The 12,433-nt window shown below is 59.5% G+C and carries 6 protein-coding genes and 1 pseudogene; 2 read left to right on the top strand and 5 right to left on the bottom strand.

What is annotated here, in order from left to right:
* Nucleotides 1-40 precede the first annotated feature (40 nt).
* A complete protein-coding gene (locus ACA062_RS27090; protein ID WP_497453782.1) occupies nt 41-5,782 on the top strand; it encodes a dermonecrotic toxin domain-containing protein in 5,742 nt (1,913 codons plus the stop codon).
* Between the two features lie 120 nt (nt 5,783-5,902).
* On the opposite strand, the gene metE is transcribed toward ACA062_RS27090, so the two are convergent.
* Entirely contained in the window at nt 5,903-8,215 is a 2,313-nt protein-coding gene (gene metE, locus ACA062_RS27095) for a 5-methyltetrahydropteroyltriglutamate--homocysteine S-methyltransferase (protein WP_497453783.1), read from the bottom strand.
* 120 nt (nt 8,216-8,335) lie between these two features.
* On the opposite strand from metE, the gene metR reads away from it, so the two are divergent.
* The gene (gene metR / locus ACA062_RS27100) at nt 8,336-9,253 is read left to right on the top strand and encodes a transcriptional regulator MetR (RefSeq protein WP_497453784.1); all 918 of its coding nucleotides are present in this window, start codon (nt 8,336-8,338) and stop codon (nt 9,251-9,253) included.
* Nucleotides 9,254-9,408: 155 nt separating this feature from the next.
* Here metR and ACA062_RS27105 read toward each other — a convergent pair.
* The 4 genes and pseudogenes from ACA062_RS27105 to nosR all read right to left on the bottom strand — a co-directional run.
* A pseudogene (locus ACA062_RS27105) lies at nt 9,409-9,534 on the bottom strand (GNAT family N-acetyltransferase); the annotation flags it as partial.
* 47 nt (nt 9,535-9,581) lie between these two features.
* Nucleotides 9,582-10,220: a LysE family translocator gene (locus ACA062_RS27110; RefSeq protein ID WP_497453785.1), complete on the bottom strand. Its 639-nt coding sequence runs from the start codon at nt 10,218-10,220 to the stop codon at nt 9,582-9,584.
* Between the two features lie 22 nt (nt 10,221-10,242).
* On the bottom strand, nt 10,243-10,677 hold the full coding sequence (locus ACA062_RS27115; protein ID WP_497453786.1) for an NUDIX hydrolase: 435 nt from the start codon (nt 10,675-10,677) through the stop codon (nt 10,243-10,245).
* Nucleotides 10,678-10,882: 205 nt separating this feature from the next.
* A complete protein-coding gene (nosR, locus tag ACA062_RS27120; RefSeq protein WP_497453787.1) occupies nt 10,883-12,262 on the bottom strand; it encodes a response regulator c-di-GMP phosphodiesterase, NosR family in 1,380 nt (459 codons plus the stop codon).
* Between the last annotated feature and the right edge of the window lie 171 nt (nt 12,263-12,433).

Raw genomic sequence — 12,433 nt, forward strand, 5'->3', positions numbered from 1 at the left:
AAGATCGCTGAATGGTGGGTGCGGTAACTATGTAGTGCCAATGCCCCGCCGGAGTTTCCTTAAATGGCTCACCCAAGGAGTAGATCCACTGCTCCCCCGCACACCGAGCCATTCTGCCATGACCCATAGACCTCCCTTCGACCTCCCCTTCCCGGAGCCGACTGTCATACCACCCGCATCCCCATTGCCCCCCGCCCACGACACAAGCCTGTTTCTGACGGCATCGGCACGCTGGAGCGAAAGCATCCAGGGCCTGCGCCAACTGGCTAAAGCCAGTCCGGGCGTGCGCGACACACTCAATCAACTCCTGAAAAAGGAACTGGATCTGGACGGGGAACAAGCCGGCTTGCTCTTCGCCGCCAAGGATGAGCATCCGGAACGTTTTGTCAGCTTCACCGATGCCTGCGCCTTCGTCCTGCAACATCCAACGCTGGAGACAACGCTTGACCAACAATGTCGAGTGACGGGCCTGAGCCAGGCCCATCCGCTGTCCACTCTGACACCGCTGCAAATGCTCCAACGACTCAAGACACTCAACCCGGAACAGGCGCACGGCGAGCGCTGGCTAACCTTTTGGGACTCGCGGGCCCCCGGCACTGCGGTATCGCGCCAAGAGCGAGTGAAACAGCTTTACCGCAATCATTTCGAGGCTGCGGCCCAGCTGGCATTGGCCCAGAAAACCCTCACGGCAGATCAGCTCAAACCCTTGCAGCTGATCATCGATCCACCCAATGGGGCACTGGCCCTGAACGACCAGCCCATCAACACCGAGCAACTGGCGCTGGTGTTGAGCAACCAGGCCAGGGTCAAACTCACAGGCGCGTGGGTCATTACCCTGGGAGACGCGGCCAGCGCCAGCCAATTGCTGTATCTGCCCAGCCGGCCCGTCGCAATCCAGGTGTTCAGTCAGCGCAGCGACATGCAAGACTGGCTGTCTAAACAGGGACTGGTACCGACCGGTTTGCCCTCTGATAACGTGCGCGTTGAGTACACCGCCAAAACCGACCCGTTGTTTGTCGGCGCAAGCGAGTTGTTTGCGGCTCACCAGCAGTCTCAGATCACCGCATTACGCTACGCAACCCGCGGCAAGCACGGGTTGGCGGAGCATGGTGCGCAATCCCTGGTCCAGGCCGACCAGGTGGATAAACAGCGCAGCAACGCCATTGTTTTCGCTTCTCCACCCAGGCTGGAAGCCGCCGATGGCGACGCCGAGACCGATGCACCGTCACTGTTCGGCAACCTGTATGCCGATATCCCCTTGTCCTCGCGCCAGGCTGCGCTGACCACACAGCGCAATGCGCTTGAAACACTGGTAAAAGAAGTTGGCGAGGGCGAGGGTCTGCAACCGTTCAAGGACTCGCTCAAGGCCCTGGAAACCGCGGAAGAAGCCGCCGACAAGGCTGCCTCTGGCTTGCTGAACCGCTCGCGAACCCTGGATATTGTAATTTTCCAGCAAGAGTTTACCGCGCTGCACAGTGCCCACGCAGCCGGACTGGGTGCCGAGGCTGCGCTGCAACTGGCCCTCAAGCAACTGAATGACGATGAGTGCGGTCTGCTCAAATCCCTGCTGGATACTCCCCACGCCCCCGGCCCCGACGCGGTGGCGGCCAGCCTGACCCTGTCGATGACTGAACAGGACGGTGACACATCCACGGTCACCGTCCAGGAGCTCAAAGGCGCATTAATCATGACCCACGCGGATGCGCTCGCCGACGCCGACTCGCCGCACAGCGTGCTGCTCTACTGGCTCGGCACGGGTGGTGGCCTGCAACGGTTCGCCAACCGTCGCGAGCTGGAACACCAGCTATTCAAGGTTCACGATCGGAGCGAAGGGCTGTCGGTACAGCTGAAAAAAATCACTGGCGACGCGCTCCTGTATGGCTTGAACCAACTGACCAGCGACTTCGAAGAACAGGCCGGCGCGATACGCCAGCGTCACGCCGACCCTGGCGAAGCTGCGCAACGTGCCGAACAGCTGGACATTTTGCGCAAACGCACCCTCGCGACCTTGCAGGTTCCGGTACATGCCGCCAGAAGCCTGGCCGCCGCCCATCTGCTGGAGCAGGACCGCAGCGCCACCCTCGCTTCCAACCTGCCGGACTGGCTCGGTAAACTGACTGTGGCTGACCGTACCCAGCTCAAGAACCTGATCGAGGCGTACATTGCTGCAATGCATCGCAGCCACAAAATCATGACCGTGGCCCTGGAACCGCGCGACGACTTCACCCGCAAACACTTGAACACCCGTCTGGGCAAAGACTTCTCGATCAAGGGCAGTTTCGAGGTGAAGCTCGATTTGCCTGACTCGGTGAAATGGCAAAAGCAGCTCGACCCCGCTGCCGGGCACTCCGGCTACGTAAATGTGCTCATCCCCAGTACCACGCGCAGTAAAATGTCCCTTGAAGAGTTGGCCCAGCTCAACATCGACAACACCCCGTCGATGAACCTGGAGCCGCTATCACTGCGATTGGGCTTCATGCAGGTAGAGGTTACCGCGACGGACGAGTCCGAACGCCAGACCCTGACGACAGGCATCACCCGTGCTTATCTCAAACGTATCCTGCCGGAACTGGATCTGCCCAAGGTCTACGAACAGCTGATCCGCGACACCTTCATGGGAACGGCTACCGAGTCTGTCTTTGCCAGGGAGCATCGCCGTGAAAGCCTGGTCGAGCCGTGGGGCCTGATGCTCAAATTGCAGGGTGAGTTCGCGCGCCTGCAACGACAGATCGACCAAAACGAATTGCAGATCCTGAACATCGCCATTGCCGCCAACACTCCCGATGCCTGGTGCGTCGATGGCAAGCGCATCGTATTGCTGCCAGCCTATTTGAGCCCGGGTGGCGAGGACACGCCCAATAAAGGACCCGTCACCTTGTCGGGCGTGACCTTCATCGAAGAACAGATCAGCGGGATCACTCTGCTGTACCTGCCCGACAGCCCCGATGGCCAATTCCTGCACCACTACAACAGCCTCGAAGCCGCGCGCAAGGGCCTGGTCAATCTGTGCCTGCATGAAAAATGGGTCAGCTACATAGCCAGCCGAGCGTTGCAGGGCAGCGTTCGAGCCCATGAAAGCCGCATCAATCAGGCCATGCTTAAACACTTCGACGCCTTTATCGGTGTTGGCGAGCGCTGGCCAGCCACGACCTCGCTGGCCGCGCACCTGCTCAATGCCCATATGGGACGCCTGATCGAAGCCCATCGCGGTACGTCCCGCTCCAACGATGCACTGTATATGGAGCGCTACGCACTGAAAGGCCCGCGCGCCTTCAACTACATCAAAATGGCCATGGGAATGTTGCCTTTCATTGGCAGCGCTTTCGCCCTCTACGATGCCTGGACCAGCGCGAATCTGGCGGTGGCCGCCTTTTTACGGGGTGAGGTGGGGGATGGCCTGGCGGAGATCGAGTCAGTGCTGTTGTCGCTGATCGACGCAGCCATGGACCTATTGCCTGGCGAAGCAGCATTCTCGGTAGGTACCAGGTTGGCTCGCTCCCTGACACGCGCTCGCCAGCTACATCGTTTGGCCAGGCAGGTGGCCGCGATGCATGGCAGCTCACAGCGACAAGCCCGACATGTAGTAGCACGCTTCGCCGGTTACGAATATGAAAAACCGATCTCTCTGTCAGGTTTGCAGCCGGCCACTCACGGTAAATACCGTGGCATTTACCGCCATGTCGATGGAGACTTCATCGTCCGCCAGGGCCGCATCTTTCTGGTGGAACTGAGCAAGGACTCACACAACTGGCGTTTGTCCGGCAATTCCCGAAAAACCTACAAGCAGCCCATTGCCCAGGATGAAACAGGTCATTGGGACACCTGGTACGGCGTCCACGGAACCACCTTCGAAGGCGGCGGACTCGGCGGCGGACAAGTGCTCGGGCAACTGGCCGATACGCTCGACCCCCTCTGGCCATTGGTTATTCGTGATCGATTGCCGAACTGGTGGACCCAGCGGAGGTTACGCCGCATGGGGCAGCTGCGGGTAACAGCGGATGATCTTGGCCGTCGATATAATGTCCAACTCCGGCAAACCGATGCGGCGATGAAGGAGTTCCACAAAACAAAGAATGCTTATCAGCTTGCCCGTCGACAAAACGCCGATAGCAATGCTGCACTCGAGCCACTCAGCGAAGTTCAGCAAACAGAACTGTCCAAACTTGCACAGGCTGCCGAAACGGAGTGCATCCGCGATATCGAACTGGCCATCCCGCGATACGAAGCAGTGGATGAATTGCACAAACTGGCCGAGGGCAATACGAAAACCAAAGCGGCCCTCGCGCGAAGCGAGTGCGCCTGGTTAGCGGCTGACCGATTCAAGCTGCGCGCACATTTTACCAATGAACGAATTGATTCATTGACGGATCAGGCTAATAACCTGATTCGCAAACTGGAAGACTTGCCGGAAGGGCTCGATGGGTATCTGAGCGTCATGGAGGATTTGCGTAAAGCACGGGTAAAAATCGTCAACGAAGTGGATCAGATCGAGGAGTTTATAGACAAGGCGGACCAATGGTTCCCTCTGATCACCCGCCCCACAAAACACACCCCCCCGACGAAAGTAGAAACAAGTTACACAAACCTGCGAAAGGATATTGAATTATTCAAGTCAATGAGGAATGACGTCGCGGATTTCATAAGAACCGAACATCTGTTGGAAATCACCAAGCGTGTTGGCACTACCGATAACAGGTCCTGGCTCGACCTGCAAAAGCAGACGAAGAGCTTGCGCAAGATGATGTACGAAACCCTGACCAATCATCAAAATCTGGCGGAAGTCAGCGTTACCCGAGAGCAGCGCAACCAGATACTCCAGGCCTGCCTCGATGTTTACACGCAATACCATAAAGGCCTGCGAGGCTGGTCCACCAGTTATCCTCAATATTTCCATCCGGAAGCCATTGAGCCGCTGCTGATCAGTGTCAAGAAGTTGGCCGAACGAGCCCGCAAAGGCATCGGCAAAGCCAAGCCCGAAAAACCGACCGGGACGATCACGAAAAAAATCTTCACCTCCGAGGACGATCGATTGCTTATCGGGGAGCAATGGTTAAGTGCGACTCAAACGCAACAATACGTCATCACCGGACCGGGTGGATCCAGGCAAGTCTGGGAGCAAGTCAGCAATGGCAAGTTCCGCCTGTTGAACCCCTCCGACGAGCTACCGGCGCCGACCCACACGGATCTCGCCACCCTGGTCAGCGATGCCAGGCAACGCCTGGATGACCTGCCGGCACATCAAGCCAGGGTTCAGGGCTATGCCAGGCCGGACAGCCCTCCCGTCGACCTGGAAGACATGATGACATTCGAGGCGGACGTGCTGACCCGCAGCGCTCTGCGCATCGAAGAGTTGGATGCTGCCAACCCCATCATTCAACTACTGCGCAACAAGGCGGCCGAACACAAAACGATGGGCCGGCAAATGCGTACCACGCAATCACTGGCCAGTAAAAAGCCTACCGATGGCATGCTCGACGACCTGATCGGTCAAGAAGCGGTGGAGATCCATAAGTCCGCGCCGATCAAAAACTTGAGTAAACCGAAAAAACGCGCCGACTATATGCAGGAATACGAAGTCTGGGACCTGACGCAGACCCCACCCGCACTGCTCTGGTACGCCCACTTCCATTATTCAAAGGCCGCACCGGTGTTCGGCGAATTCGAAAAAGCCCACTTGAAGCTGCGGGAACACCGTTTTCAGACCCATGCTGACGACGCCGACCTGCCTTACGCGGACATCGGCAGACAATCAGCCGTGCTGCCGCATTTTGCCAAGCTCTGATGCGTGCCAGGAGCCCGCTTGCGTAACGCAGTAAGCGCACTCTCTGTGGGAGCGAATTCGCTCCCACAGGTTTCGCACTTCAACCGCCACGCTTGGAGTGACCCACTCCTTGCTGGTGCTTTACGCCAACTGGCTTCGCAGCTGTCGCGCCGCCGCCACCATGTTCACCAAGGCGGCCTCGGTCTCAGGCCATGCGCGGGTTTTCAGACCGCAATCCGGATTGACCCATAGCCGCTGCGCCGGAATGCGCTTCACCGCTTTCGTCATCAACTTGACCATCTCGGCCGTGTCCGGCACCCGTGGCGAGTGAATGTCGTAGACCCCCGGGCCGATATCGTTCGGGTAGTCGAAGGCTTTGAAGGCCTCCAGCAATTCCATGTCCGAGCGCGAGGTCTCGATGGTGATCACGTCGGCGTCCATGGCCGCGATGGACTGGATCACGTCATTGAATTCGCTGTAGCACATGTGGGTGTGGATCTGGGTTTCGTCGCGCACACCGCAGGCACTCAAGCGGAACGCTTCCACCGCCCAGTCCAGGTACTCCTGCCATTGCGCCCGGCGCAGTGGCAGACCTTCACGGAAAGCCGCTTCGTCGATCTGCACGATCTTGATGCCGGCGGCTTCCAGGTCCACCACTTCGTCACGCAGGGCCAGGGCCAGTTGCTGTGCCTGGATTTTGCGCGAGACGTCTTCGCGGGGGAACGACCACATCAGCATGGTTACGGGACCGGTCAGCATGCCTTTCATGACTTTGTCGGTCAGGCTCTGTGCATAGGTGATCCAGTCAACAGTCATGGCACTCGGGCGGCTCAGGTCGCCGTAGATGATCGCTGGTTTGACGCAGCGCGAGCCGTAGCTCTGGACCCAGCCGAAACGGGTGAACAGATAACCCTCCAGCTGCTCGGCGAAGTACTCGACCATGTCGTTGCGTTCGGCTTCACCGTGCACCAGCACGTCCAGGCCCAGGCGTTCCTGGACTTGCACGGCGTGGCGGATTTCGCTGTGCATGGCGTCGGTGTAATCGTTGGCCGACAGCTTGCCTTGCTTGAAAGCCTGGCGTGCCAGGCGGATCGAACCGGTCTGCGGGAACGAGCCGATGGTAGTCGTGGGGAACGCCGGCAGTTGCAGGCGAGCGCGTTGCAGCTCGATGCGCTTGGCAAACGGCGATTGACGTTGGCTGTCCGCGGCGCTGATCGCTGCAATACGCGACTGCACGTCGGCTTTGTGAATACGTGGCGACTGGGCGCGGCTGGCCTGTATCGCACGACTCTCGGCCAGGGCGGTTTGCACCTTGGGCGATTGCGGGTCGTTCAAGGCGTCACGCAGCACGGCGATTTCACCGCATTTCTGCACGGCGAAGGCCAGCCAGCTTTTCAGTTCCGGATCGAGTTTGTCTTCACGTTCCAGGTCCACCGGGCTGTGCAGCAGCGAACAGGAACTGCTGATCCACAGGTTGTCGCCGAAACGTTCCTGGGCAAATTGCAGTTGGGCCAGCACGGGCTCCAGCTCACAACGCCAGACGTTGCGCCCGTTGACCAGGCCCACCGAGAGAATCTTGTAGGTCGGCAGGCGATCGAGCACGTGCAGCAGTTGATCGGGGGCACGTACCGCATCGATGTGCAGGCCTTGTACCGGCAGGCCGACCGCCAGGCCGAGGTTGTCTTGCAGGCCGCTGAAGTAGGTTGCAACCAGCTTTTTCAGTGGCGAGTACTGCAGGATGTGATAAGCGCGTTCGAAGGCGTTTTTCCAGTCCTGTGGCAGGTCGAGGGTCAGGATCGGTTCGTCGATCTGCACCCACTCCACGCCCTGTGCGGCGAGGCGACCGAGAATTTCACCGTAGACCGGCAGCAGGCGTTCCAGCAGGTCGAGTTTGTCGAAGTCGTTGCCTTTAGCCTTGCCCAGCCACAGGTAAGTCAGCGGGCCGATGATCACCGGTTTGACGTTGTGGCCCAGGGCCTTGGCTTCGTCGACTTCATCGAACAGCTGTTCCCAGCTCAACTTGAATTGTTGGTCAGCGCTGAACTCCGGGACCAGGTAGTGGTAGTTGGTGTCGAACCACTTGGTCAGTTCCTGGGCGGATTGCGCTTTGGCATGTTCGCCACCGCAGCAGCTTGCGGTAGCGCCACGGGCCATGGCGAACAGGGTATCAAGAGTCGGCAGGCCGCCTTCATCCTTGACGCTGTCGAAACGCTCGGGAATCACGCCGAAGGTCAGGGAGTGGGTCAGCACCTGGTCGTACCAGGCGAAGTCGCCCACCGGCAGCAAATCGATGCCGGCATCTTTCTGCAACTGCCAGTGGGTGGCGCGCAGTTGGCGGCCAACACTTTTCAGCGCATCCTGATCGAGATCGCCTTTCCAGTAGGATTCGAGGGCTTTTTTCAGTTCGCGGTCGGCGCCGATGCGTGGGAAACCAAGTGTGTGTGCCAGAGCCATGATGAAAATTCTCTCCATAAAAGATGCTGTAAAACATGGCGCCATTGTCGACACTCAACCCAACATGAGACAAACTCAACCTTTTCGTGTTGATCACAAGTTTTCCTCATGGAGCCCCCGGTGCTTGAAATCCGTCACCTGAAGACCCTGCACGCCTTGCGCGAAGCCGATAGCCTGGTGGATGCCGCCGACCGGCTGCACCTGACCCAGTCGGCCCTGTCCCACCAGTTCAAGGAGCTGGAGGAGCGCATGGGCATGCCGCTGTTCGTGCGCAAGACCAAACCGGTGCGTTTCACCAGCGCCGGCTTGCGCCTGCTGCAACTGGCCGACGCCACCCTGCCGCTGCTGCGTGGCGCCGAGCGCGACATCGCGCGACTGGCCGGTGGCACCGCCGGGCGTTTGCACATGGCGATCGAGTGTCACAGTTGCTTCCAGTGGTTGATGCCGACCATCGACCAGTTCCGCGATGCCTGGCCGGAAGTCGAACTCGACTTGGCCTCGGGATTCTCCTTCGCCCCGCTGCCGGCCCTGGCCCGAGGCGATCTGGACCTGGTGGTGACCTCCGATCCGCTGGAACTGGCCGGAATTACCTATGTGCCGCTGTTCACCTATGAAGCGATGCTCGCGGTGGCCAACCAGCATCGTTTGGCGGGCAAGGCGTATATCGTTCCGGAAGACTTGATGACGGAAACGCTGATCATCTACCCGGTAGAACGTGATCGACTGGACATCTTCACCCGCTTCCTGGAACCGGCCGACATCGAACCGGCCCAGGTCCGCACCTCGGAACTGACGGTGATGATGATGCAACTGGTGGCCAGCGGCCGCGGGGTGTGCGGCATGCCGCATTGGGCGCTGCATGAATACAGCTCACGGGGTTATGTGAAGGCCAAGCGCCTCGGTGAGAAGGGGTTGTTTGCGACCTTGTATGCGGGGATTCGTGCCGACATGCTGGACGCGCCCTACATGCGCGATTTCCTGCTGACGGCCAAGGACACCTCGTTCTCGACCCTCGATGGCGTCAGCGCCGTCCGATAGGAGACATATCCCCTGTGGGAGCGGGCTTGCCCGCGATGGCGGCGGTAGGTCCAACATGTAGGTGACAGATAGACCGCTATCGCGGGCAAGCCCGCTCCCACAGGGATTTTCCGTGGCCACAGCTTTTGTGATCAGCAAAGGAAATTGCCGTGGCTTCAGATCTCGCGCCACATATGGAGCTTGTCGAAGTACTCCTCGCCCACCCGCACCGCCAACGGTTCGAGGCCGAACTGGATGAAGCCGCAACGCTTGTACAGGTTGATCGCTGCATCGTTCAGTGCCCGATAGTCCAGGGCATGACTGGCATCCAGCCGTTCAATCCACATGGTCAAGCCGCTCTGCGTTGCTCGAGCATCAGCCGCACGGCCAGCGCAGCCAACACAAAACCCATGAGATAACGCTGCACCGCCAACCAGGTCGGGTTGTTGACGAACCAGGACGCGATGCCCGCCGCAAAAATGGCAATCAACAGATTGACGCAGAAACTGACGCTGATCTGGGTCAGGCCGAGGATGATGCTCTGACTGAATATCGAGCCGTGTTCAGGCGTGATGAACTGCGGAAACACCGACAGGTAAAACACCGCGATCTTCGGATTCAGGGCGCTGGTCAGAAAGCCCATGGTGACCAGTCTGCGCGACGAGTCCGGCGGCAATTGCTGCGCCTCGAAGGGTGAACGCGCGCCCGGCTTGACCGCCTGCCAGGCCAGCCACATCAGGTACAGCGCGCCGGCCCACTTCAGCACTTCATAGGCCATCGGCACCGCGAGGAACACCGCGGTCAAACCGGCAGCCGCCGCGAACAGGTGCACGAAGAATCCCGCGACCACGCCGAGCAACGAAGTCACTCCGGCCTTGCGCCCCTGGCAGATCGATCGGGAGATCAGGTAGATCATGTTCGGCCCCGGTGTCAGCACCATCAGCAACGCGGCGGCGGCGAAAATCAGCAAGTCTTGAAGCGGGATCATGGCGGGTCCTTGGCATGAATGTTCAGGCGATCGCTGTCAGCGAGGCTCGATAAAACGGCAGGATCAGGTCCCGTGTCAATGGCGCCAGGATGAGATCGCCGTCGGTGGCCGGGTCGATCCAGCACACCTCTTCGATCTCCGCCGCCGGGGATACGTCTGAATCGATAGTCAGCTTGAAGAGTTCGGCCTGGACGACAAAACCCGGCTCGTTGGCGGCCGGTGCCGAAAATTGCCCCAGGTAGGTGGCGTGCGCCGGATCGATGACCAGGCCCAGCTCTTCATCCAGTTCTCGGGCCAGGGCGTGAACCGGTCGCTCATGGGCTTCGATCTTGCCGCCCGGCTGCATGAAGGCTTCGGTGCCGCGCTTGCGGACCAGCAGGGTGCGGCCGTCGGGGCCGATCAACAGGGCGGCGGCGATGCGGATGATGTCGGGCGAAGCGGCGGATGCAGGTGTCATGGATCAATAATGGCCTTGAATGCAAAGGCGCAAGGATCACATGAGGGTGGGTGCCGGGCAACCCATGAACAACGCAGCCCCCTGTAGGAGCTGGCTTGCCAGCGAAGAGGCCCTTGAGGATTGCATTAGCCTTGAGGCTTGCGCTGGCCTTGAGGTTTGCGTTGGCTTGCGGACGCCTTCGCTGGCAAGCCAGCTCCTACAGGGATCAATGCAGGGCTGGGGCAACCTTGTCCGCCTTGAGAATCGCGCCGTTCAGATCCTCAGGTATCTTCACAAAAATGGCGTACTTCGCCCCCTCCATCGCTTCGAAAGCGATCAGCTTTTCCACCAGTGCCCCGTTCAACACCTTGCCGGCATTGAGCAGCAACATGCCGTTGTCGGCATTGAGGTTGCGCGCCAGGATCATGCCCGCCGCCACGTCCCGTGTGGTCAACACCTTGACTAAAGGATCGGCCAAAGAGACATCGCTCAGGTACGCAGCACACACCTGAATGAAATCCTCCACCATCCCGGGATCATAGAGCCGCCCGGCATAGTTGCGGATATAGATCAGTGCTTCATCGCTGTTCATCTGCCGCTCAAGGATCAGCCCACGCTGCAGCTCGATGAAATCCACCGCCAGTTTCAGCAGCCGTGAACCGAACGGAATCGCCTCGCCCTTGAGCCGGTCGGGAAAGCCATTGCCATCCCAGCGCTCCTGATGGTGAAGAATCAGCCGCGCCGCATCCTTCATCGGCTCGAGCGTCATCAACAGCGACTCGCTCTGTTTCGGATAGCCGCGGTAGCGTTCCCGATCGTTGTGATGCAGCAGGTCCGCCGGCGCGGTCATCATGCTGTCGGTCCAGCTCAGCTTGCCAATGTTGTAGAGCGCAGCGGCCATGGTCAGGTCGCGACGGGTGCCTTCGTCCAGGTCATGCCGTTGGCAGTAGACCCGTACCAGCTCGATGATCTGGCGGTTGGTCTGTTTGGCCGGCGACAACCGCAGGTTGGCCAGCAGCGAGAACACCTCGGTGCTGGTGACGTAGCTGTGCTTGAGTTCTTCGTAGGCCAGGTCGAGCATGTCGGCGGTCTGCTGCAGCTCGGCGGTACGGGAGGCGACGTGTTTCTCCAGGGTGGCATTGAGCAGCTTCAATTGCTCGTTCTGATCCCGCGTCTCCTGCACCAGACGCAAGCGTTCACGCTCGGAGTGCTGGTAGGCCAGGGATTGTCGCAACGTCAGCAGCATCTCCTCATCGTGCCAGGGTTTGCTGATGTAACGATGAATCTGCCCTTCATTGATGGCTTTGATAATGACCGACGGATCGGCGTAACCGGTCAGCATGATCCGGGTGGTGTCGGGGTAGCGCTGATGGATATGGGCCAGCAGCGTGGCGCCGTCCATATTGGGCATGCGCGCATCGGTCATCACCAGGTCGATGGACTGTTGCGCCATGATGTCCAAGGCCTGGGCACCGCTGGTGGCCAGCAGCACGTCATAGGCCTGGCCGCGCAACAGACGACGCAGGCTGTTGAGGATCGACTCCTCATCATCGACCAGCAGCACTTTGGGTTTATCGGTCAATGTCGTGGGGAGTTGCTCTTCCATGGCGTCACCTCGAGTGAAACGGCTGTATTGCAGTCAGGACCCGAACAAACATTCCCTATTGTCGGAGCCTGAGCTTCAGGCTAGATGATTTTGCAGCTGATCCGGAAATGATTCGGTTGATTCAGTAGCGCGAAGTGCCGGACAGAGGTCTATGCTCAGCTGACTCGGATC

Source organism: Pseudomonas sp. LBUM1679, assembly GCF_059695565.1.